The organism is Halorubrum luteum (assembly GCF_054652935.1).
Genome location: NZ_BAAIGT010000002.1, coordinates 1,971,883 through 1,992,656, shown reverse-complemented (window position 1 = coordinate 1,992,656; position 20,774 = coordinate 1,971,883). Strand labels below are relative to the sequence as shown.

The window sequence follows — 20,774 nt, the reverse complement described above, 5'->3', positions numbered from 1 at the left end:
CTCAGATCGCACTCGAAGCGCATTCGGGCCGGACGGGCGTCAAATCATCCCGTCGTCTCCGTGCTCGCCGGCGTCGCCGTCGTTTCCGGAGCTACCCCCGTCGTTTCCGATGCCGTTAGCCTCGCTTTCGGTTGCCTCCTCTTCGTTCGGCTCGTCCGTCGCCGTCTCGGCAGCGGTGCGCCGAACCGATCGAAGCGCATCGACGGCTTCGTCGGTCGATTCCGACCGGGTAACGTCCGCCGACGCCGGGTCGAGCGACGGCTCCGGATCGTCGGGCTCATCACGCTCCTCACCTTCGGCTTCGGCCGTTTCGGACGCCGTATCACCGGTCAGTCCGGAGAGCCACGACCGAATATGTTCGATCAGCCCCATGGGTTCGTTCGTCGTTCACTCAGTAGTTTTTAAACAGCAGCGCTCGCACGTCGTCTTTCGTTCTGGCGGACTCGGTCGTTCCGTCCGGCAGGTCCACTTCGTATCGCGCGTCGCCGTCGGCCTCCCGCCACTTATCATCGTGCGTGTCCAGCAGGCTCAACATCGCGTCGAGCTGTCCGGATCCGCCGTCCGCCGCGTCCGCACCGTCTCCCTCGTCCGTCTTACCGTCTCCGTTTGCGTCGGTCGCGTCGGTTTCGAGGTCGTCGCCGTCGGTTTCGAGGTCGTCGCCGTCGGTTTCGGAGTCGTCGCCGTCCGTGTCGGCCGCTTCGTCGAACTCGACATCCACCGGGGCGAACGGGTCCGCGTATAGTCGTTCGGCCACGTCGAGAACTGCCTCCACGAGCTCGTCTTTCGTCATCTCGCTCCGCCCGGCGATGTCGTACTCGGCGGCGATGGTGTACAGGTCCATCCGCGGCTCGTCGTCCGGATCGGCGTGTTTTCGGTTTCGGTCCTCGAGACGCGCCCGGAGGCGCTCACGGGGGAACCCCTCGTCTTCGCTCGCGTCGTCGCTCCGGTCGTCGGAGGCGGCTTGACGCTCCGGGTCGTCGACGGCGTCCGCGAGATCGAGAAGATACGTGAGGACGTCTGACGTCTCGACGGTAGCGTACGGGCCCCCGTGGACGTCCTGGATCTCCTCTCGGAGCCGTTCGATGCGTTCGCGTTCGTCGTCCGTAATGTCGATCGTGGGCATGTCACTCCTCCGTTGACTGCGTCTCCTCCGGCGGGGCCGTCTCTGTGTCCGAATCGGGCTCCGAGTCGGCCTCGGATCCCGAGTCGTCCGCACGCACCCGGGTTTCCGCGCTGTAGTTCGCCTCGAACCGCTGGAGTGCGTCGTCCCAGCTCTCGACGGAACGAGGCTCACCGGTGTGGTCGGCTTCGACGCCGACGTAGCCGCACGATTCGCACGCCACGGCCTCCGTGTCGGCAAGCGCGAGCGTCGTCAGCTCCGAGCCACAGCGAGGACACTCACTCGTCACGGTGTATCGAATGTATCGACGTTGCCACCGGTGAAAAACACAGGGGGTGGAGACGGTCGGCCCGGATGAGCACACGGAGTCGTTTCACCCCGTGGCACTGGCGGCGTCGGGGACAACAATAATTATCGTTCGGGGAAAGGTTCGCGTATGAGCGAGTCGAACGACACCAATCCGCTTCTGGCGTACTATCACCGGTACGTCGGTGACCCCGACCGAACGGTGGACGTGTACGCGGGGTTCGGGCTGTTTTTCGTCGGCCTCGGGCTCGGCGCGGTCGGCGTTGCGGTGTTCCTCTACAGCGCGACGCTGCCGGCGAACTCCGAATCGATGTACGCCGTCCGCGAAGTCGCCGTGGTCGCGTCCGCGATCGGCCTTCCGGCCCTCCTTTCCGCCATCGTCGTCCTGCTTCCGGTCGACCGGCGAATGCTGTACGTCTCCGGCGCCGGAAGCGCAGTCTGTCTGGTTGCAGTCGGGCTGTTCGTGTGGGCGTACCCCCACCAGTGGAACGTCGTCACCCCTCCCGACTACAGCGCACAGGGCGTCGCCGTCTACAGCGTCGGTCTCGTCGCGGTGATCGGCGCGACCGGCGCGGCGCTCGTCGCCCACCGGGTCGAACGCGCTACCGGCACGGCTCCCGCGGGAGTAGCTGCAGACGCCGAGGGTGACGCACTCGCCGAGACCGACGAGACGGTCACCGACGAGCAGGTCCGTGCCGATATCGAACGAGAGCTCGGCGACGCCGAGCTGACGTGGGGGGGCGTCGAGCGCAGCGAAACCCGCCGGCTCGAACTGGACACCACCGCCATCGACGACGTCGACGTGGACCGCGAGAAGCTCGCCGGCTCCGCAACCGAGACCCGAACGACCACCGGTGCCGTCAACGACGCCGTCTCGCAGCTACAGGGACTCCAGGGCGGCGAGAAGAAAACTGCCAGCGGCGAGAGCACCGACGACCAGGCCGCAGCCCTCCGCGAACTCCGGGAGCAACAGCAGGCCGAAGCCGAGCAGGACGATGGCTCCGTGGTCGACCGGATCCGGGGACTGTTCACCTGACGCTCCGACCGGCGATCCCGCTTGTTCTCCCACGACGGCCTCGCTTGTTCTTCCGCGACGATGTTGCTGTGTTTATATATCGGGAGCGACTACCCACCGGCGTGTCCTCCGTCACCGTCCGTATCGACCCGCACGTCCACTCCGACGACAGCTATGACGGCTACGAGCCGATCGAGTTGATCCTCGAACACGCTGCGGACATCGGTCTGGACGCGGTCGTGATCACCGACCACGACGTGATGGACGAGTCGCTACGGGCCGCCGAGATCGCCGACGAGTACGGACTGATCGGGATCCCCGGCGTCGAGGTGTCGACGGCGCACGGCCACTTGCTCGCCATCGGCGTCGAGTCGATGCCGCCACACCGCGAGCCGTTCGACGAGACGGTCGCGTGGATCCACGACCACGACGGTGTTGCAATCGTCCCCCACCCGTTCCAGCGGTCGCGCCACGGCGTCCGACGGAAGTACATCCCGGTGACGGACCCGGATGCGGCGGAGACGGTCGACGAGGTCGACGCCGTTGAGGTGTTCAACGCGTGGCTGTTCACGGGGTACCGAAACCGTCGCGCGCGTAAGTTCGCCAACGAACACGGCTATCCCGGCGTTGCCGCCAGCGACGCGCACAACCTCGAGTACGTCGGTCGCGCGTTCACGGAGTTGGAGATCGAGGGACGAGAGACGGTCGAGCAGGTCACCGCCGACGACGTACTCGACGCGATCCGTGGAGGGACCGCGAGCGCGAGCGGCAAGCGTGCTCCGGTGCCGATGGCGGCGAAACACTACGCGATCGCCGCCGCGCGCAAGTCCGGCTACTACGCGAAGACGGGCGCGATCCGGAGCGCGACGGCTGCCAAGTGGGCGGCAGTACGGACCGCTTCGACCGCGCGAGTCGGCGCGTTACAGAGCGCACACCGACTCGGACGGATCCTCTCGTGGGTCCGCTGATCGTCCGGACCACACGAGTCCCGGTATGACAAGGCGCTGTGGGAAGCGGTGGTTTCGTTCTCTCCTAGTGGGAATACCCTCAACAGTGTTTTATACGGCGTGCGTACTGAGGGGTATGAGCCACCAACGACGCACCGATGGTCGGGTTGACCTCGACACGATATTCAAGGCGTTCGGCGCGGTCGGGATCCTTATCGCCGTCGTTCTCGCGGGCGGCGTCATCGCGCTGACGGCACCGCTCGGCGGGATCGTGGAGACGACGCCCGCGGTGTTCGGGTCAGTGATCTTCACCGTCATCCTTCTCGTGGTCGCGTACGCGGCGTACTCGCTCCGCCGTGGCCCCTCGGCGTTGCGGTGAACGAGCCCCTCCGGCCGACCGACCACGAGGGTCATGTAACACGGTTCACACACCGACAGCAGAGTCGCGTAGTGCAGCCATCGCGGTGATCGATTTTCGGGCGTATATTGTGCAGTGTGAGTTCGAGTAGATGGTTATAAAGGCTCACTCGATGTGAGGAAGAGCGGTATATAAGTGAGCCGTAGAGAGGAGACTCCCTCGGAAGCCCCAGCCGCGACGGCTCGCGCGGCTCGCTGCGCGCTTCGGTCGCTTCGCTCCCTGCAGTGCTTTCGTCGCCGTGCGTCGCCCTCGCGGCTGCCCCTTCCAGTCCCACCCGACCGCCCCACAGCCTCGGACCGCCCCAGCCTCGACCGGAGGGGCCGCCGGCACCGCTCGGCGGCCCCTCCGGTCTCCCTCGCGCGCTCGCTCACGGGCCGAAGGCCCGCTCGCGGCGCGCGCCACCGCAACCACACCGCAGAGCATGATTCATGTATCAGGTAACGGCGGGCGGTCGGCGCGCGCCTCCGAGCGCCCTTTTTAGGGCGCGAGGAGCGCGTGCGAGGGAGGCGGCGGCGAGCGCGGAACGCGCGAGCCGCCGACGAGGCTGGGGAGGCGCGAGGTGCGGTTGCGGTGCGGTCGGGTGGGGTTGAAAGGGGCAGCCGGGAGGCGGGCGCAGGCGACACAAGCACTGCAGGGAGCGAACGACGTGAGCGACCGAAGCGCGCAGCGAGCGTGCGCCCGCCTCCCGGCTGGGGCTTTCAGATCGTTCGTCGCGGAGCTATCGCTCCCGCGACTCACTTATAAACAGCCGACAATCCTACCACACACTCACTTATAAACCAACCATCCATCCTCGTGAGCGACGTACGCCCGGTATCGATCACGACGCACGCTGCGTCGCACGGCCGATTCAGGTATGCGATCATTGAATACCCACCATGACAAGCGGTTTGTGACACACTGGTGTCGGGAGGCAGCTGGCTTCGAGGGCGCTGCCGCACCCCGGTTTACGGTTCGGGTCGCGATCCGAGTTCCAGCGCCACCGTCTCCTCGTCGCCGTCCCGCCACACGGTGACGTCGATGCGATCACCGGGGCGCGTCTCTAAGGCGAGAAATCGCGAGAGCGCCTCGTTCGTCGGGATAGGCGTGTCCTCGAGCGCGACGATCGTGTCGCCACCGGTCGGAACCGTCGCTCCCTCGACGGTCGTCTCGCCGTCGGCACCGCGCAACACTCCGGCCGAAGGCCCGTCCGCGGAGACGTCGGCGATGTACACCCCCTGCGCCTCCGGAAGGTCGTTCGCTCGGGCGAGCAGGGGCTCGACCTCCAGGACGCTCACGCCCATGAACGAGTGGTCGTAGCTTCCCGTCTCGATCAGTTCGGGGACGATCTCGCGGGCGAGCCGTGCGGAGACGCCGAAGCCGACGTTTTCCCCTTGTGTCGCCGTCGCGACGCCGATCACGTTGCCGTCGAGCGTGACGATCGGGCCGCCGCTGTTACCGGGGTTCAACGCGGCGTCGGTCTGGACGGCGTCGGCGATCGAGAACTGCCCCACCGCGGTCACTGCTGCCGGGATCGTCCGGTTGCGGCCGCTGACGATCCCCTGCGTGGCGGTGCCCGCGAGTCCGAGCGGCGAGCCGATGACGAGCACCTCCGTTCCCGTCGGCGGCGTCTCCTCCGCGAGCGGGAGCGGCCCGCCGGGAAGCGTTCCGTTCGTTTCCACGACGGCGAGGTCGCTGTACGAGTCCCGGCCGGCCACGGCGGCGTCCAGCCACGAGCCGTCCGACGCCTGCACGCGAACGGTGTCGGGATCGGCAAGCACGTGGTCGTTCGTGAGGAGGTAGTCCTCGCCGATACGAAACCCGGTACCCTGCCCGGCCTCTCCCCCGCCGTCCCCGAAGATCGACTCCTCAGGGTCCTCGACGTACGTCTGGACGCGCGCGACCGACGGGGAGACGGTCTCGTACACCTCCACGTAGTCGGCGTCGTCGTCGACGCGGACGGGATCCGTCCGTTCCGGCGGCTCGAACTCGGTTCGCTCGTCGACGCCGACGCGTCCACCCTCGCCCGTCGGTGCGAGACAGCCGGCGGTTGCCGCGACCGCCGCTCCCGCAGCGAGCAGCTCGCGTCGTGTTCGCTTCATATCCGAGCCACGGGGCGTGGCGTGTTAAACGCCCGGCCGGGAGAACCGTCAAATCCCGTGAGCCCCAACGACGCCGCATGGCCGGGCGAGGAACCGCACGCCGGACGTCACACGACGCCCCGTCGTCGGAGGCTCCGACGCTTGAGGATCCGGTTACCCTCGGCGGACTCCGACTGAAGAACCGACTGTATCGTGCACCCCTGCTCGAGTGTGCCGGCAACGACGACGATGCGGTCGACACGCTCATCGCGGAACTGGAGCCCGCGGCGGCCGCGGGAGCCGGGTTCGTTCATCAGGGCGCGACGATCGTCCGCGGCGAGGGAGGCTGTGCCGCGCCCGGGATGACCCGCGTCCACGACCCGGGGTTCGTGTCCGAACTCGAGCGGCTCACGGACGCGATCCACGCACACGACGCGAAGATCGCGATCCAGCTCGAACACGGCGGGCTGCGATCGATGGAGGTGTGGCACGCGGCGTATCGCCGGGCGAACCCCGGACTCGACCAGCTGGCGGTGTCCAGACCGCCGCGGATCCTCCGGGCGCTCGACCGACTCGGATTCCTTGAGCTGTCCCCTCGCGTGCTGACGACCGCGGAGGTGGCGGAGCTCGCTGGGGAGTTCGGCCGAGCCGCTTCGCACGCGGTGGATGCCGGCTACGACGCGATACATATCGCCGGCGCGAACATGGGTATCGTCCAGCAGTTCCTATCACCGTTTTACAACGATCGGGACGACCGGTTCGGGATCGATCCCGACGTCGGCGCGGGCGTCGCGTTCCTCGAACGCGTCGCTGAGGAGGTTCGCGACCGCGCCGGCGACGTACCGCTTCTGACGAAGATGCCCTCCGAACGGCCGACGCTACCCGGGATCGGTCCGCACCTGAACGACGAGGACGCGATACGTGCGTGTGAGCGGCTCGTCGACGCCGGCTACGACGCGGTCGTGCCGGTCCGAACGAGCGTGTTCTGGGATATGAGCGTCGTCCGCGGCGAGTTTCCGGCCCGCGCGTGGCGTGACGCGCGATTCAGAGACGGCTACCGGGACACGTTCGGGTCGCTGCCTCGTGCCGCCGCGGTGGCGATCGGCAACTGGCTCGAATCGTTCGCCTACGAGTTCGAGCCCGGATGGAACCGCGAGCTCTGCAGTCGGGTCCGCAACCGCGTCGACGTCCCGGTGCTGTGCGAGGGTGGCCTCCGGAACCGCACACAGCTCGACGGCGCGCTCGCCGCCGACGCCGACCTCGTCGGAATGGGGCGGCCGTTTTACGCGGAGCCGGAGCTCCCGGCCAGACTGCTCGGGGTCGATGTCGATCCCGGCGTCGCCGTGGTCTGTGAGAACTGCAACAACTGCGCGGTCGCACAGGCCGCCGGCGAGCCCGGCGTCTGCCGCACGCCAGCGGTGTTGGAGCGGGCGGGAGAGCTCCGTCGACACGGCGCATACGACCGATCGGCCACCACGAGCGGGGAGTCGGACGACGATGATATCGGGATCGGGGGCGGGGAGCCGCCTCGTCGATAGCGGGACGGCTCGACGGCGGGTGTTTATCTATCGAACGGCCGTACGGCTCCTCGTGTGGGACCGACTCGCCTCGGACGTCGGCGTGTACGCGCTCTCCGGCGTGTTCTCGCTCGTCGTGTTCACCGTCGCGCTCGTGGTGTTGTCAGCGATCCTTCCTGGCGGGCTCGGGGATAGCCAACTCGTCGGGCTCGTGGTCGGCTACCTGCTTTTCGTCGGCGTCTACGCCGTCGCCTGGTACATGTATACGGAAATCGACGCCCGTGAGGAGGTGTGAGTCGCTGGCCACTGCCGGCTCCCGTCTCGTACATTTATATCCGACCCGATCGAACCGTCGCTCATGTATCGTGTGTTGCTCGCGATCGACGAGGACGAACGCCGGGCGCTGGCGCAGGCGAACGCGATCGCCGACATCCCGGCCGTAAACGACGAGATCACCGTTCACCTCTGTCACGTGTTCCGTGACAACCCGGAGGGAGCGTCGGTGAACCAGCTCTCCGCGGTTCGTCGAGCACGAGAGCGGCTTGAGGCGGCCGGTGTCGATACCGTTCACGCCGAGGCGAGCGGGGATCCCGCAGAGGAGATCCTCGCTCTCGCAGACGAGATCGACGCCAACGTGATCTGCCTTTCGGGACGAAAACGGACTCCCGCAGGGAAGGCAGTGTTCGGAAGCGTCACCCAAGCGGTGATCCGCGGGAGCGACCGACCGGTGCTTGCCGTGCCACGCGAGATGGAGTCCGCGTCCGCCGAGTGACGCCGCGGGCGTCGCCACCACCTCGCAGACCGCGGGCGTCGCCACCACCTCGTGGCTGTCGGTTGTGCCAGCACCCGTCTCAGGACAGTATTTATGATCTCGCTTGATTTCAGGGAACACACTCCTCCACGCGTACGGGTTACGAACTGACGGCGACCCAGCGAATGGGTAAGGATCTCTCGGCACCCACCCCGACCGATCGACGATATTCGGTCCGCAATTCAGACGGGTCTCTTTCGAAGCAGGCAATATTCTCTCCTCCAGCATCACCGGACCGCTAGAGTTCACTCCGGTGTAACGACGGTTTATCCCACTCTCCTCCACGGATACACCGTTGTATTGTCATTGTGCGAGCGAACGCGTGGCGGCAAAATACGATGTTTTTTACCAGACCGATACCACGATCCGGCCATGCACTCCGACGACTCGGTACGAAGTACTCGCCGGCGAGTACTCGCAGCCATGGGTAGCGCGAGCGTCATCGGCGCAGCCGGCTGCGTCGACGACCCCGAGGAAACCGACGATGACGACGTTGACGACGACGATGACGAACCGGCAGCGAACGAGTTCGTCGCGGCGTCCGCCGCGAACCCCGGGACGTTCGACCCGACGGTGATCGCCGACGCCACCTCCGCGTCGACGGTCGGGACGCTCGCGTACGAGTACCTCGTCGAACCGACGTTCGATCTCGGGGAGTTCCGCGGGGAGCTCGCCGAGGACTGGGAGGAGGTCGACGACACCACCATCCGATTCCAGATCCGCGAGGGCGTGCAGTTCCACAACGGCGACGAGATGGACGCCGATGACGTCGCGTTCTCCATCGAGCGAACCCGCGGCACGACGAACGACGCCGCAGTCTCGTGGATCTCGGAGGTCGAGGTCCTCGACGACTACGAGATCGAGCTCCGCTCGGAGGAGCCGCGTGCGCCGTACCTCAGCGACCTGACCGAGGTCCCGATCCTGCCGCGGAACCACGACGGGATCAGCGAGAACCCTCAGGACGACGACCACCCGTTCGACGAGGAGACGATCGGAACCGGGCCGTTCGTGCTCGAGGAGTTCGCGCCGGAGGACCGCGTCGTGCTCGTCCCGTTCGACGACTACTGGTACGACGGCGATGACTACCCCGGCACGGCTCCGTGGGATCGCGTGACGTTCCGCATCATCACCGAGCAGGTGTCCCAGGAGGAGGCGATGGCCGCCGGTGAGCTCGACATGATCGACAACCCGGCCCCCTTCGAGCTCGAACAGTGGGACGACGAGACCGGCGAGGTCGTGAGCGGGCCGGCGGTCGGCTTCGACTTCATCACCTTCCCCGTTGGTGAATCCCCGTACGACAACCAGAAGCTCCGGCGTGGCATGACGCGACTGTTGCCGAAAGGGGACGTCATCGAGGCGGTGTTCGATGACAACGCGACCGAACTCGGCGGCCCGATCAGTCCCGGACTCGGACCCTACTGGGACGAGTCACACGAGCAGCGATTGCTCGACGAGTACGTCGGCGAGAACACCGAGGAGGGGCTCCAGCTCATCGAGGAGGCGTTCGAGGAGGAGGGCATCGAGCCGCCGTTCGAGCTCGAGTTCATCACGAACGTCAACCGGACGCGCCAGCGGTGGATGGAGGTCATCCAGCAGACGTTCGATAGCACCGACCTGTTCGACGCCGACCTCGACGTTCGCGCCTTCGACGACCTCGTCCCGTTCCTGCTCGATCCGGAGGGCGCCGCGGAGAGCACCGACATCGTCGGCATCGGCTGGACCGGCGGATTCGATCCGAACGGTCACGTCGAGGAGCTGCTCGACTCGGGAAACCACGTCCCCGACGGATTCAACTGGAACCTCTACAGCAACGACGAGGTCGACGAACTGATCGAGGAAGGAGCCACGACGCTCGACGTCGACGATCGGCGGGAGATCTACCACGACCTCCAGGAGGTGCTCGCGGAGGACGTGCCGTTCGCGAGCATGTGGACGGGCGACCAGATCGACGTGCTCGACCCCGGCGCGCTCGAGAGCCTCGACGAGTGGGCCCCCCATCCGAACTCCAGCTTCCGCTACTGCGCGCTGTACAAGCCGCACCTCGACCAGGTCGCGTCGCCGCCGCAGTAACCGTACTGCGACAGCTACCCCGAGGAATTCGCACTTACGCTTTCGATGAGTCTCCAACGATTCGTACTCAAACGCACGCTGCTCACGATCCCGCTTCTGATAGGGGTATCGCTCATCACCTTCGGGATGGTCCACGCCATCCCCGGCGACCCGATCGACTTCATCACACTGTTCACCGAACTTGACCCGCAGACCGAGGCGGAGATCCGGGCACAGTACGGGCTCGACCAGCCGGTGTACGTCCAGTTCATCGACTGGATCATCGGCGCGGCGACCCTCGATTTCGGTAACTCGATCATCACCCGACGACCGGTGACGACGGAGATCATGAACCGCCTCCCGTACACGCTGTTGATGGGGTCGATGGCGTTCGCGGTGACGGTGCTCACCGCCATCCCAGCCGGGATCGCGGCGGCGTACTACCGAAACACGATCGTCGACCAGTTCAGCCGCGTGTTCGCGCTGGTGGGGATCGCGATGCCGAACTTCTGGCTCGGGCTGATCCTGATCTTGGTGTTCGCGAGTTGGCTCGGGCTGTTCCCGGTGTTGCCGCCGACCGAGCGCGGCCTGTTGAGCGCCGACATGATCATCTACACGATCCTCCCGGCGATCGCGATCGGAACCGGAGCGACCGCGCTGATGATGCGGCTGATGCGGTCGTCGATGGTCGAGGAGCTCGACAAGGATTACGTCCGAACGGCACGCGCGAAGGGGCTTCCGGAGCGAACCGTCGTCCGGAAACACGTGCTCCGGAACTCGCTGATCTCGGTGGTGACGGTCGCGGCGATCCAGATCGCCTTTATCATCAGCGGCTCCGTCGTCGTCGAGATCGTCTTCTCGTACCCCGGGATCGGACGGCTCCTCGTCGACCGCGTCGGCAACCGTGACTTCCCGGTGATTCAGGGGATCGTCTTACTCATCGGGGTCGCGGTAATCGTCGCGAATCTCATCGCCGACGTGTTGTACGCGTATCTCGATCCCCGTATTCGATACTAACCATGGCAACTGAAGACAGACGAACGAGTCCCGACCGCGGGCGTATCAGGGTGACCGGCTTCGACGCGTCGGTCGTCGAGTCCCGCGAGCCGCTCTCCTCGTGGGAGCCGGAGCTGCAGGCCGAGGAGGGGAAAGGCCGGCTCCACTACGCGTGGAAGCGGTTCAAGAGTAACCGCCTTGCCCTGTTCGGCGCGGTCGCGATCGCCGTCATGATGCTGGTCGCGGTGTTCGCGAGACCGATAGCCGTGCCGAACGGGTCGCCGATTCTCGCCGGGCAGGTGGTCCAGCCCATCTCGCTCGCGCCGGCCGACCCGGCCGCACAGGATATTCTCACCGGTCACCAGCCGCCGACGACGGAGCATCTGTTCAGTCTCCAACAGACCGGGCTGCACCTGTTCGGCACCGACTGGGCGGGCCGTGACATCCTCTCCCGCGTGATGTACGGCGGCCGCTGGAGCCTCTCGATCGGCTTTATTGCGGTCGCCGTCGCGCTGCTCATCGGCGTCCCGCTCGGGTCGATCGCCGGCTACTACGGCGGCTACGTGGACGAGGTGATCATGCGAGTCGTCGATATGCTGTACGCGTTCCCGTTCATCGTGCTCGCGATCGCGGTGATCGCGATTCTCGGACGCGGCTACTGGGAGCTGATTCTCGCGCTGGTGGCGGTCGGCTGGCTGCCGTACGCGCGGATCATCCGCGGCGAAATCTTGAGCGTGAAGGAAAACGAGTACGTCACCGCGGCGAAGGCGCTCGGCGCGCGCGACCGGTCGGTGATCGTGCGCCACATCCTGCCGAACGCGATGGCTCCCGTGATCGTGCAGGCGACGCTGTCGGTTGGGACCGTGGTGCTCATCGCGGCCGGACTCGGCTTCATCGGCCTCGGGCTCTCGCCCGCGAGCGCGGAGTGGGGCGTCATGCTCAACGTCGAGCAGGACGCGATGGCACGCGGGCGCTGGTGGGCCGGACTGTTCCCCGGGCTCGCGATCTTCGTGTTCGTGATGGCGATCAACCTCGTCGGTGACGGCGTCCGTGACGCCTTCGACCCGCAAGGGGACGCGGGGAGGATGCGCTGATGGCGATGCTCGAAGTCGAGAGCCTGAACGTCAGGTTCTACACGGAAGACGGCGTCGTGAAGGCGACGAACGATCTCTCGTATCAGATCGAGGCCGGCGAGCGGTTCGGCGTCGTCGGCGAGAGCGGGGCCGGGAAAAGCGTCAGCAGCCTCGCGATCATGCGGCTCATCGACTCGCCGGGCGTGATCGAGAGCGGCGAGATCCGATTTAAAGGACGGAACCTTCTCGAGATGAGCGAGGAGGAGGTCCGGTCGCTGCGCGGCAACGAGATCGCGATGATCTTCCAGGACGCGGGGACGGCGCTGAACCCGGCGTACACGATCGGCGAGCAGATCGCGGAGGCGATCCGGCTCCATCTCGACATGGACCAGTCCGCGGCTCGGGAGCGGGCCATCGAGACGCTGGAGTCGGTCGGGATCCCCGACGCCGGAGAGCGGTACACGGACTACCCACACGAGTTCTCCGGCGGGATGCAACAGCGCGTCGTCATCGCGATGGCGCTGTCGTGTGATCCAGACCTCATCATCGCCGACGAGCCGACCACCGCGCTCGACGTGACGATCGAAGCCCAGATCCTCGATCTCCTGGCGGAGATCGCCGAGGAGTTCGACACCGCGATCCAGCTCATCACACACGATCTGGGCGTCGTCGCGGAGTTCTGTGACCGGGTTATGGTGATGTACGCCGGGCATCCGGTCGAGATGGCTCCCGTCGAGGAGCTGTACTACGACCCACAACACCCGTACACGGTCGGGTTGATGAGCTCGATTCCGCGGATCGGTGACGACCGCGACCGCCTCCAGACGATCCCCGGTCGGATGCCGGACCTGATCGAGATGCCGCCGGGATGTAACTTCCATCCGCGCTGTCCGTACGCGGAGGAGGCGTGTGCCCGAACCGATCCCGACCTCATCAACGTCGACACCGGTGAGCCGGCGAATCCGGCCGAACACGCCGAGCAGGCAGCCGCCTGTCTCGAGCACACCGGCGAGCTGTCCGGTGGGCTCGACTACGAGGTGACCGTCCGCGAGGGCGTCGACGCGGCGGATATCGGAGGTGATCGCCGTGAGTGAGCCGCTGCTGCGGATCGAGAACCTGAAAAAGTACTACGAGTCGGAGGCCGACTTCATCGACCGGCTGCTCGGCCGGAAGAAACACGTGAAAGCCGTCGACGGCGTCTCCCTGGAGATCGAGGAGGGACGGACGCTCGGGCTCGTCGGGGAGAGCGGCTGTGGTAAGTCCACGATCGGTCGAACGATCCTCCAGCTGGTCGAGCCGACGGACGGATCGGTGTACTTCAAGGGACGAGACATCACGGAGCTGTCCGGAAGCGAACTGCGGGACCTTCGCCGTGAGATGCAGATCATCTTCCAGAACCCGCAGTCGAGTCTCAATCCGCGGTTCACGGTCAACGACATCATCGGTGAGGCGCTCGACATCCACGGTCTGGAGGACGAGGAGGGGCGCGACGCCCGGATAAAGGAGCTGCTTGAGCGGGTCGGGCTCAACGCGAGCCATGCCAATCGGTATCCACACGAGTTCTCGGGAGGCCAGCTCCAGCGGATCGGCATCGCCCGCGCGCTCGCGGTCGACCCCGAGTTCATCGTCTGTGATGAACCCGTCTCGGCGCTGGACGTCTCCGTGCAGGCGCAGATCCTCAACCTGCTCGAGGAGCTACAGGAGGAGCTCGGGATCTCGTATCTGTTCATCGCGCACGACCTCTCGGTCGTCGAGCATATCGCCGACGAGATCGCGGTGATGTATCTCGGCGAGATCGCGGAGATCGGGACGCCCGAGGAGCTGTTCTCGCCGCCACAGCATCCGTACACGGAGGCGTTGTTGTCGGCGATTCCGGAGCCCGATCCGCGCTGGGAAGCCGACCGAATCCTGCTTGAGGGGACGGTTCCGTCGCCGATCGACCCGCCGGACGGCTGTAAGTTCCACACGCGCTGCCCGCGGGTGATCCCCCCGGCGGAGTACGCGTTCGAGGACGGCGAGTGGCGCTCGGTGCTGTCGCTCAAAACCCGGATCGAAGACGACGAGGTGCCGGTGGCGGCGTTCGAAGAGCAGGTCGAGAACGGTGCGGATCGACTCGCCGAGGCGGTCCGCGAGGAGTACGATGTCCCTGCCACGCTCTCCGACCCGGACGCCGAGCGCGTGCTCGCGGAGGCGCTGGATCGCGTCGTCGTCGGAGACCGAGAGGCCGCCGTCGACCTCCTCGGGTCGGAGTTCGTGACGCCGTGTGGCGTCTACAACCCAGAGCTTCGGCCGATCGAGCACGGACGAGCGGCGTGTCACCTGTTCGACCCGCGCTATCGCGACGGCCACGTGGACCCGGCGGGATCGGATGACGGCACCGCCAAAAGTGATTGAGCGCCCAACAGGGTTATCTTCGTTCCGGCACAAGCGACGGCGATGCGGCGCATCTACGAGTCGTCGGCGATCGATCGCGACGACGACGACCCGCACCGGCCGAGCGAGCGGGACCGCGAAACGAAACCGCGAGCCGCGCGGACGGTGCCAGCCGCGAAGCTGAGCAGGGCGCTCGTCCCCGACTGGCTCGTTCGACGCGGTGTCGCAGTCGATCTTTCCGTCCCGGATCGCGTGTTCGCGCGCGGCGAGTCCGTGCCGATGCACGTCGAACTCCGGAACGCGTTCCCGTTTCCGGTCGTCGTCCGGACGCGATCACCGGTGCTCTGGACGTGGCACGTCGACGGCCGTCGGGAGGCGTCGACGACGCCGGAGCCGCTCCCGGACCGCACCGGTTCCTTCGTGTTCGACCGAGGCGAACGCAAGCGGTTCACGCGCCGGTGGCACGGCTCAGTGCGAGTCGGACCGAACGAGTGGCGAGAGGCGGAGCCGGGCGAGCACATCCTCACCGTGCGGCTCGCGGTCGACGAGGCGGACGCCGGCGGACTCTCCGACGAGGCGACGATACGGATCGAGTGAGCGGGTCCGGTCGATCCGGATCCGCCTTACAGCATCTCAGGGGTCGTAGTATCGTTTCGTGGACAGCTCGGCGACGCGTCTGACCGTCTCGACCAGCTCGTCGTCGTCCGCGAGCGCGAACGTGGCGTCCGCGAACGCCTGTGAGTCGATCTCGCCATCCACCGACTCGTCCACCCCCGTTCCCTCCAGTTCGAGGACATCGAACCGCTCCAGCCGTTCGAGCGCCTCGAGGGTGGTGCTGCGGGTGATCCCGGCGCTGTCGGCGATCCGCGCGACGGATAGTGGCTCGTCGGCGTACAACAGCGTCGCGAGAATCCGTGCTCGTACCCTGTTCGCGAACAGTTTCACGAGGCCGTTCTGGTCGACGAGGCGCGTGATGTCCGTCGCCGCACCCTCCGGATCGGTCATACCCGCAGTTCCGCCGCCGACCGTATGACGACTTCGGTCCAGCGACCTCGTTCCACATACTCGACCGGGAGCTCCGCTCGCGTGTCGCGTCCGACCGGACACGCTAAGGATCCGGGCGTCCGAGACGGTGCCATGACGCGGTTCGACGCAGCAACCGAGACGGAGCGTTTGAAGCTGTTTGCGGACGCCGCGACGGCGCATCGGAACCGGTCGAGCGACGTGATGACGATCGACATCGACCCCGACAGCGACGTCACGGACGGAGGAGAGATCCCGCCGTGGATACAGCTCGCGGGGACGGAGCTCGTGATGGACTGCACTGACGAGGAGCTGGAACGGTTAAAAACACTTCTGGGAGAGTTCCCGGAGTTTCGGATCGACGACCTGGTGAGTCCGGACGAAGCCGAGGGCACCAACGCGGTCGTCTCCGCGCGCTCGGACGCGAACCGAGTGGCGGGGTTCATCGAACGCGCGTTCCGGGACGTGTACGAACTCGAGCCGGAGTACCGGGCGTGGGTGACACAGGTCTGAAAGCCGCCGTCCGATTCGATCGAACATCGCCTAGCTCACTCGAACGCGGCCGCCGACTCACTCGAACGTCGGCGTTTTTTCTCCGGCCGTCACGGTCGTCTCCAGCCAGTTCTCCTCGGGTGGGAGCGGACACGAAAACGTCTCGCTGTACGCGCAAAACGGGTTGTACGCGAGGTTGAAATCGATCGTGACGACGTCGCCGTCGGCCGGCTCCGACTCCGGCTCAAGCTCCATGTATCGACCCTGGTAGTACGTCTCCTGTCCAGTCGTCTTATCGCGGAACGGGACGAAGATCGCGCCGTCGTCTCCTTCCTGTCGGTAGCCCGCAAGAGTGTGTTCCGTCCCGTCGAACTCGAAGGTGAACGTGACGATCCGGAGGTATCTGACCGGGTTGCTCGCGGTCGTCTCCATCTCGACGGGGTCGGGCTCGTCATGCACGGTGACGGTCGCGTCCACCCGATACGCCGGGTCCGGCTCGAAATACTCGAGGGAGTCGAACGCCTCGCGATGCTCCGGTGGGATCGGCGACTGCGGATGCTCGGCGAAGAACTCGTCCTTCTCGCGCCGGTTCGCACGAAGGCGGTCGACGTAATCGCTCGTCATACCGACACGGAGACACGCCAGCGGTTTCAGCCGTCCGGTTCCGTGAGGGACGGGCGGAGTGTATCCGCGACGCAGCGAGCTACAGCTCCCGGAGATCGGCCAGACAGTCGTCCAGATCCCGGGTGGAGGTCGCGAGAGAGAACCCGTCGACGCGGGCGAGATCGCCGGCGTGTTCCCACAGGTCGTCGGCGTCGATCCCGTGCAAGAGCACGGCGTTCGGCGTGGGGCTGACGACGCGCATCGCGACCAGCGGTGACTCGCCGCGGGTGACTCGGGTGAACACGAGCGCGCGGTTCGTCGACTGGCCGTACAGCCGGTAGAACTCGTCGCTGGAGAGCCGCGTGATCGCCTGTATCGAATCGATCACCGTGTGGCCGTTGACGTGGTCTTGGTCGCCGCGGACGATCTCGGTCGCGCCCATCGCCTCGTAGAACTCCGCTAAGGGGATCGCCGTCGAGTACTCTCGGAGGTCGTGGACGATGTCGCTCTCGAAGCCGGCCGAGAGCACGCGGGCGTACTGTCTGAGCCGTCCGCCGCCACGCTGCTCGTCGATATCGAGCAGCGCGTCGACCGTTCGCCGCACCACCCCGATCCCGGGGCTCTCGCGGCGACCGCTCTCGTAGTCGGAGACGACCGACGAGGAGACCCCGAGCTGGTCGGCCAGCTCCGTCTGTGAGACGTCGAAGTCCGTCCGCCACTTTCGTAAGGTCGCACCGGGATCGTCGCTCAACGTGATCTCGCCGGCGATCCGCCGTGAGAGCTCCTCGCGTGCGGTCTCGCTCATCGGGCAAACTATGGCGAGAGCGCCGCAAAAGGCTACCGAAAACGGGGTACGTCGACCGTCGACATCAGTCGACGTACAGCGAGTAGACGATCACGCCGAATCCGATCGCGGTCAGCGTGCTGTCGATCGCGACTCCGATCGTGAGCCCGACGCCGAGGAACTGGTGGGAGACGCCGCCGACGAGCGCGCCAACGGTGACGATCCCGAACCCGACCCCGAGCGCCCGAAGCGACGGGTCGCCGGTCCGGGAGTACGCGCTCAGCGCGTAGTAGGTGATGCTACCACCCAAAAGGAGGATGGCGGTCTTTACACCGATGATGACGAGTTCGACGTGCATTGTTATGTTTCCTCCCGTAGTTCGGACCAGAGCTCGGCCAGTCGCTCGTCCCGTGTCCGGTCGGGACGCGTAAACTCGACCGCCAGTTCGCGGTCGTCGTCGACGGTAACGGTCACATCCTCGAACGCGACCGCGTACCGCGTGGTGTGTTGTCCGTCGCGCCGGATCTCCGTCGACTCCTCTAGCAGCGACGCGTCCGTGAGTTTCTCGAGTTTTCGGTAGGTCGTAGACAGCGGAACGTCACACTCCTCGGAGAGCTCACTCGCCGTCTTTGGCTCGGAGAGGGCAGCAACGAAACGCTGTGCGGCCTCGTCCGCAAGCGCGTCCACCACCTCCTGCGTCGACGGCGGCTCCTCGTCGTGTGACGGGTTCCGCACCATGCACTGGCGTTCCGACTCCCGGGGCTTAAAACGTTCATTTTCCGGTGACGGGCCCGAATCGGGCCGTACGCGCTCACGCCGACGACAGCTCGGCGTACACCGGCCAGGAGGCGTCTCCCTCGGGGGGTGACGTCTCCTCGTCGTCGACGAGCACGCCCGACCCGGACGCGACTGACCCGACGACCGCCGCGGGCGTCCCTCGACTCCGGAGCGTCTCCGCGACAGTCGTGGCATCGGCCGGCGCGACCGACGCGAGAAGCGTTCCCGACGTCGTCGCCCGCCACGGGTCCATCCCGAGCGCCTCACAGACGGCGTTGACGCCCGGCGCGACCGGCACCGAGTCGCTATCGACGACGAACCGGACGCCGGAGGCGCTCGCCGTCTCGTGGAGCGCCCCGAGCAGTCCACCCTCGGTGGCGTCGTGCATCGCGTGGACCGTTCCCGCCTCGCAAGCGGCGAGCGCGTCCTCGACCAGCCGAACGTCGTCGAGCCGACGCTGTGCGGTCGCAACCGTCTCCGCGGGACGGTCGATCGCGTCCGGAAACAGCGACGCGAACAGCCCGGTTGCCTCCACGGCGGGCCCTCGGGTGACCACGAGGCTGTCGCCCGGGCGCGCGCCGTCGGGTCGGACGATCCGCTCCGGCGAGCCGATCCCGAGCACCGTCGCCGCGCCGACCCACGGGAGTTCGGCACCGGGATAGCGCGCGGTGTGTCCCGTCGTCACCGCGATGCCGAGTCGGTCACACTCCTCGTGGATCGCGGTCCAGAGCGCCGTGAACGCCGCATCGTCGAAATCGGTCGGTAACGCGAACGCGATCGAGAGGTGTGACGGGGGGATGCCCGACACCGCCACGTCGGACAGCGCGATGTGGAGCGCGAATCGACCCGCCCGGTCGTAGCCCAGCGACGGCAACACGGAGATCGGATCCGTAGCGACGACGACCGCGTCCAGATCGGCGTGCCGACGGTCCGTACCCGGCCGGTCGTCGTTCGACCGGTCGAGGCTCTCACGTCCTGGCTCGATCACGCCGAAATCGCAGCCGTGTGCCGGTCCGAGCGTCACGTCCGGGCGGTCGGCTCCGAGCCGCGGTCGGATCCGCTCCTCGAAGAACCGTCGCCCGATCTTTCCCGACCCCATGTGGTTGCCCTCCCGCCGACCCAATAAAGACGTTCCGTCCCGCCGGGACAGCCGATCCGTGCGAGCGGTCCCGGGCATACGTCGCTCACCACCCTCAAGGACCCGCTACCGCCCTGATCGATCGTCGGTCAGTTCGATCTCTTCATTCGGCGTTCCACAGAACCGTTGCCATCGGTGCTTCTCTACAGTCGTGGTGTAAAACTGTCCGGGATCCGTGATGTCTCGACGGAGACACACGTGAAACTGTTCGGTGCCACTGCATTCGGTACGAGCCGCGAGCTGTCGACCGTTTCCGAAGCGGCTTTTTGAGTCCATCCCGTTGCAGTCGTATGAGCCTTCGAGTCGGTGCACACGTGTCGATCGCCGGCGGCGTCGACAACGCGGTCGACAACCAGGTCGAGGTCGGTGGCAACTGCGGACAGATCTTCACCCACTCCCCACAGGTGTGGCAGGATCCAAACATCGGCGAGGAGGAGGCCGATCGGTTCCGAACCGGAACCGAACGCGAGCTCGACGGGCCGTGGGTGATCCACACGTCTTACCTCGTCAACCTCTGTACGCCGAAGGAGGGACTCCGCGAGAAATCGCTCGACTCCATGCAGGCGGAGCTCGACGCGGCCGACCGCCTCGACATCCCGTACGTCAACGTCCATCTCGGCGCACACACGGGCGCTGGCGTCGACGGCGGACTCGACAACGCCGCGTCCGTGATCGACGACCTCGACGTGCCGGGCGACGTCACGATCCTCATCGAGAGCGACGCGGGGGCGGGAACGAAGCTCGGCGGCGAGTTCGAGCATCTCGCGGGGATCATCGACCGCACCGAGACGGATATCGACGTCTGTCTCGACACCGCCCACATGTTCGCTGCGGGCTACGACCTCTCCTCGAGCGACGCGGTCGACGAGACGATCGCGACGTTCGACGATATCGTCGGACTGGACCACCTCCGGTATATCCACCTCAACGACTCGAAACACGCGTGTGGCACGCACAAGGACGAACACGCCCACATCGGTGAGGGACACATCGGTGAGGAGGGGATGGAGCGGATCGTCAACCATCCTGATCTCGTTGAGGTTCCGTTCGCGCTCGAGACCCCGACCGAGAACGGGCGAAGCTTCGCGTGGAACATCCAGCGGGTCCGCGATCTTCGCGCGGAGTAACGGCTCTCGGACGAGTCTCCCCCGGCCCGGCTCGTGTCCGACGCGACCACAACACTCTTTTTTTCACTCGACGATCGGCGGACGTGACCTTCCTGATCGCGGCGCGGACGGGGCGGTTCGGTCCCCGGTCACTGTCGGAGCCGAC

At 66.4% G+C, this 20,774-nt stretch carries 24 protein-coding genes; 14 read left to right on the top strand and 10 right to left on the bottom strand.

All coding sequences use genetic code 11. The features are described 5' to 3' along the window. Positions 1-39: 39 nt before the first annotated feature. Genes ACYQ0R_RS09840 through ACYQ0R_RS09830 form a run of 3 tightly spaced genes read right to left on the bottom strand, consistent with a single transcriptional unit; the run spans position 40 to position 1,409 of the window. Positions 40-372 carry a hypothetical protein gene (locus ACYQ0R_RS09840; RefSeq protein WP_459823045.1) on the bottom strand — a complete coding sequence of 111 codons (333 nt, stop codon included), beginning with the start codon at positions 370-372 and terminating at the stop codon, positions 40-42. Between the two features lie 19 nt (positions 373-391). Further along, positions 392-1,123 (bottom strand): Rho termination factor N-terminal domain-containing protein, encoded by a 732-nt coding sequence (locus tag ACYQ0R_RS09835; protein WP_459823042.1) that lies wholly within the window; start codon positions 1,121-1,123, stop codon positions 392-394. A gap of 1 nt (position 1,124) precedes the next feature. Next, complete coding sequence (locus ACYQ0R_RS09830) at positions 1,125-1,409, bottom strand: hypothetical protein (protein WP_459823039.1); 285 nt, start codon at positions 1,407-1,409, stop codon at positions 1,125-1,127. A gap of 147 nt (positions 1,410-1,556) precedes the next feature. Between ACYQ0R_RS09830 and ACYQ0R_RS09825 the strand changes: the two genes are divergently transcribed. The 3 genes from ACYQ0R_RS09825 (at position 1,557) to ACYQ0R_RS09815 (ending at position 3,767) form a co-directional block, all read left to right on the top strand. Then, positions 1,557-2,462 carry a cell division protein CdpA domain-containing protein gene (locus ACYQ0R_RS09825; protein WP_459823036.1) on the top strand — a complete coding sequence of 302 codons (906 nt, stop codon included), beginning with the start codon at positions 1,557-1,559 and terminating at the stop codon, positions 2,460-2,462. A gap of 101 nt (positions 2,463-2,563) precedes the next feature. Further along, positions 2,564-3,409 carry a CehA/McbA family metallohydrolase gene (locus ACYQ0R_RS09820; protein ID WP_459823033.1) on the top strand — a complete coding sequence of 282 codons (846 nt, stop codon included), beginning with the start codon at positions 2,564-2,566 and terminating at the stop codon, positions 3,407-3,409. A 115-nt stretch (positions 3,410-3,524) separates the two neighbouring features. After that, positions 3,525-3,767 (top strand): hypothetical protein, encoded by a 243-nt coding sequence (locus ACYQ0R_RS09815; protein WP_459823030.1) that lies wholly within the window; start codon positions 3,525-3,527, stop codon positions 3,765-3,767. A gap of 986 nt (positions 3,768-4,753) precedes the next feature. Here the strand turns inward: ACYQ0R_RS09815 and ACYQ0R_RS09810 are convergent. Beyond that, positions 4,754-5,887 (bottom strand): S1C family serine protease, encoded by a 1,134-nt coding sequence (locus tag ACYQ0R_RS09810; RefSeq protein ID WP_459823027.1) that lies wholly within the window; start codon positions 5,885-5,887, stop codon positions 4,754-4,756. A 77-nt stretch (positions 5,888-5,964) separates the two neighbouring features. Between ACYQ0R_RS09810 and ACYQ0R_RS09805 the strand changes: the two genes are divergently transcribed. From ACYQ0R_RS09805 to ACYQ0R_RS09765, 9 genes are all read left to right on the top strand, one after another. Beyond that, positions 5,965-7,404 (top strand): oxidoreductase, encoded by a 1,440-nt coding sequence (locus ACYQ0R_RS09805; protein ID WP_459823024.1) that lies wholly within the window; start codon positions 5,965-5,967, stop codon positions 7,402-7,404. Between the two features lie 52 nt (positions 7,405-7,456). Further along, positions 7,457-7,678, top strand: a complete 222-nt coding sequence (locus ACYQ0R_RS09800; RefSeq protein WP_459823021.1) for a hypothetical protein — start codon at positions 7,457-7,459, stop codon at positions 7,676-7,678. Positions 7,679-7,741: 63 nt separating this feature from the next. Continuing rightward, complete coding sequence (locus tag ACYQ0R_RS09795; protein ID WP_459823018.1) at positions 7,742-8,155, top strand: universal stress protein; 414 nt, start codon at positions 7,742-7,744, stop codon at positions 8,153-8,155. Between the two features lie 411 nt (positions 8,156-8,566). Further along, positions 8,567-10,264, top strand: a complete 1,698-nt coding sequence (locus tag ACYQ0R_RS09790) for an ABC transporter substrate-binding protein (protein WP_459823015.1) — start codon at positions 8,567-8,569, stop codon at positions 10,262-10,264. Between the two features lie 45 nt (positions 10,265-10,309). Further along, complete coding sequence (locus ACYQ0R_RS09785) at positions 10,310-11,260, top strand: ABC transporter permease (protein ID WP_459823013.1); 951 nt, start codon at positions 10,310-10,312, stop codon at positions 11,258-11,260. 2 nt (positions 11,261-11,262) lie between these two features. Then, on the top strand, positions 11,263-12,333 hold the full coding sequence (locus tag ACYQ0R_RS09780) for an ABC transporter permease (RefSeq protein ID WP_459823011.1): 1,071 nt from the start codon (positions 11,263-11,265) through the stop codon (positions 12,331-12,333). After that, positions 12,333-13,406: an ABC transporter ATP-binding protein gene (locus ACYQ0R_RS09775; protein WP_459823008.1), complete on the top strand. Its 1,074-nt coding sequence runs from the start codon at positions 12,333-12,335 to the stop codon at positions 13,404-13,406. The genes ACYQ0R_RS09780 and ACYQ0R_RS09775 overlap by 1 nt, the downstream gene beginning before the upstream one ends. Continuing rightward, the gene (locus ACYQ0R_RS09770; protein WP_459823006.1) at positions 13,390-14,706 is read left to right on the top strand and encodes an ABC transporter ATP-binding protein; all 1,317 of its coding nucleotides are present in this window, start codon (positions 13,390-13,392) and stop codon (positions 14,704-14,706) included. The genes ACYQ0R_RS09775 and ACYQ0R_RS09770 overlap by 17 nt, the downstream gene beginning before the upstream one ends. 42 nt (positions 14,707-14,748) lie before the next feature. After that, positions 14,749-15,282: a DUF7974 family protein gene (locus tag ACYQ0R_RS09765; RefSeq protein ID WP_459823003.1), complete on the top strand. Its 534-nt coding sequence runs from the start codon at positions 14,749-14,751 to the stop codon at positions 15,280-15,282. A gap of 36 nt (positions 15,283-15,318) precedes the next feature. Here the strand turns inward: ACYQ0R_RS09765 and ACYQ0R_RS09760 are convergent, their stop codons facing one another. Further along, positions 15,319-15,690: a winged helix-turn-helix domain-containing protein gene (locus ACYQ0R_RS09760; protein ID WP_459823000.1), complete on the bottom strand. Its 372-nt coding sequence runs from the start codon at positions 15,688-15,690 to the stop codon at positions 15,319-15,321. Positions 15,691-15,822: 132 nt separating this feature from the next. Here ACYQ0R_RS09760 and ACYQ0R_RS09755 point away from each other — a divergent pair, with 132 nt between their 5' ends. Next, positions 15,823-16,221 carry a DUF7975 family protein gene (locus ACYQ0R_RS09755; protein ID WP_459822998.1) on the top strand — a complete coding sequence of 133 codons (399 nt, stop codon included), beginning with the start codon at positions 15,823-15,825 and terminating at the stop codon, positions 16,219-16,221. Between the two features lie 57 nt (positions 16,222-16,278). Here the strand turns inward: ACYQ0R_RS09755 and ACYQ0R_RS09750 are convergent, their stop codons facing one another. The 5 genes from ACYQ0R_RS09750 to ACYQ0R_RS09730 form a co-directional block, all read right to left on the bottom strand. After that, entirely contained in the window at positions 16,279-16,824 is a 546-nt protein-coding gene (locus ACYQ0R_RS09750) for a DUF1684 domain-containing protein (RefSeq protein WP_459822996.1), read from the bottom strand. 79 nt (positions 16,825-16,903) lie between these two features. After that, complete coding sequence (locus tag ACYQ0R_RS09745; RefSeq protein WP_459822993.1) at positions 16,904-17,608, bottom strand: helix-turn-helix domain-containing protein; 705 nt, start codon at positions 17,606-17,608, stop codon at positions 16,904-16,906. Between the two features lie 64 nt (positions 17,609-17,672). Further along, entirely contained in the window at positions 17,673-17,945 is a 273-nt protein-coding gene (locus ACYQ0R_RS09740) for a DUF7521 family protein (protein WP_459822991.1), read from the bottom strand. Positions 17,946-17,947: 2 nt separating this feature from the next. Continuing rightward, positions 17,948-18,325 (bottom strand): helix-turn-helix domain-containing protein, encoded by a 378-nt coding sequence (locus ACYQ0R_RS09735; protein ID WP_459822988.1) that lies wholly within the window; start codon positions 18,323-18,325, stop codon positions 17,948-17,950. 73 nt (positions 18,326-18,398) lie between these two features. After that, positions 18,399-19,463 carry an AIR synthase family protein gene (locus ACYQ0R_RS09730; protein WP_459822985.1) on the bottom strand — a complete coding sequence of 355 codons (1,065 nt, stop codon included), beginning with the start codon at positions 19,461-19,463 and terminating at the stop codon, positions 18,399-18,401. Positions 19,464-19,792: 329 nt separating this feature from the next. Here ACYQ0R_RS09730 and ACYQ0R_RS09725 point away from each other — a divergent pair, with 329 nt between their 5' ends. Further along, positions 19,793-20,629: a deoxyribonuclease IV gene (locus ACYQ0R_RS09725; protein ID WP_459822982.1), complete on the top strand. Its 837-nt coding sequence runs from the start codon at positions 19,793-19,795 to the stop codon at positions 20,627-20,629. Positions 20,630-20,774: the final 145 nt, after the last annotated feature.

Coding starts and splice junctions, on each gene's coding strand:
- ACYQ0R_RS09840 (WP_459823045.1), bottom strand. CDS start 372: ATGGGGCTGATCGAACATATTCGGTCGTGGCTCTCCGGACTGACCGGT.
- ACYQ0R_RS09835 (WP_459823042.1), bottom strand. CDS start 1,123: ATGCCCACGATCGACATTACGGACGACGAACGCGAACGCATCGAACGG.
- ACYQ0R_RS09825 (WP_459823036.1), top strand. CDS start 1,557: ATGAGCGAGTCGAACGACACCAATCCGCTTCTGGCGTACTATCACCGG.
- ACYQ0R_RS09815 (WP_459823030.1), top strand. CDS start 3,525: ATGAGCCACCAACGACGCACCGATGGTCGGGTTGACCTCGACACGATA.
- ACYQ0R_RS09810 (WP_459823027.1), bottom strand. CDS start 5,887: ATGAAGCGAACACGACGCGAGCTGCTCGCTGCGGGAGCGGCGGTCGCG.
- ACYQ0R_RS09805 (WP_459823024.1), top strand. CDS start 5,965: ATGGCCGGGCGAGGAACCGCACGCCGGACGTCACACGACGCCCCGTCG.
- ACYQ0R_RS09795 (WP_459823018.1), top strand. CDS start 7,742: ATGTATCGTGTGTTGCTCGCGATCGACGAGGACGAACGCCGGGCGCTG.
- ACYQ0R_RS09790 (WP_459823015.1), top strand. CDS start 8,567: ATGCACTCCGACGACTCGGTACGAAGTACTCGCCGGCGAGTACTCGCA.
- ACYQ0R_RS09785 (WP_459823013.1), top strand. CDS start 10,310: ATGAGTCTCCAACGATTCGTACTCAAACGCACGCTGCTCACGATCCCG.
- ACYQ0R_RS09780 (WP_459823011.1), top strand. CDS start 11,263: ATGGCAACTGAAGACAGACGAACGAGTCCCGACCGCGGGCGTATCAGG.
- ACYQ0R_RS09775 (WP_459823008.1), top strand. CDS start 12,333: ATGGCGATGCTCGAAGTCGAGAGCCTGAACGTCAGGTTCTACACGGAA.
- ACYQ0R_RS09765 (WP_459823003.1), top strand. CDS start 14,749: ATGCGGCGCATCTACGAGTCGTCGGCGATCGATCGCGACGACGACGAC.
- ACYQ0R_RS09760 (WP_459823000.1), bottom strand. CDS start 15,690: ATGACCGATCCGGAGGGTGCGGCGACGGACATCACGCGCCTCGTCGAC.
- ACYQ0R_RS09755 (WP_459822998.1), top strand. CDS start 15,823: ATGACGCGGTTCGACGCAGCAACCGAGACGGAGCGTTTGAAGCTGTTT.
- ACYQ0R_RS09750 (WP_459822996.1), bottom strand. CDS start 16,824: ATGACGAGCGATTACGTCGACCGCCTTCGTGCGAACCGGCGCGAGAAG.
- ACYQ0R_RS09745 (WP_459822993.1), bottom strand. CDS start 17,608: ATGAGCGAGACCGCACGCGAGGAGCTCTCACGGCGGATCGCCGGCGAG.
- ACYQ0R_RS09740 (WP_459822991.1), bottom strand. CDS start 17,945: ATGCACGTCGAACTCGTCATCATCGGTGTAAAGACCGCCATCCTCCTT.
- ACYQ0R_RS09735 (WP_459822988.1), bottom strand. CDS start 18,325: ATGGTGCGGAACCCGTCACACGACGAGGAGCCGCCGTCGACGCAGGAG.
- ACYQ0R_RS09730 (WP_459822985.1), bottom strand. CDS start 19,463: ATGGGGTCGGGAAAGATCGGGCGACGGTTCTTCGAGGAGCGGATCCGA.
- ACYQ0R_RS09725 (WP_459822982.1), top strand. CDS start 19,793: ATGAGCCTTCGAGTCGGTGCACACGTGTCGATCGCCGGCGGCGTCGAC.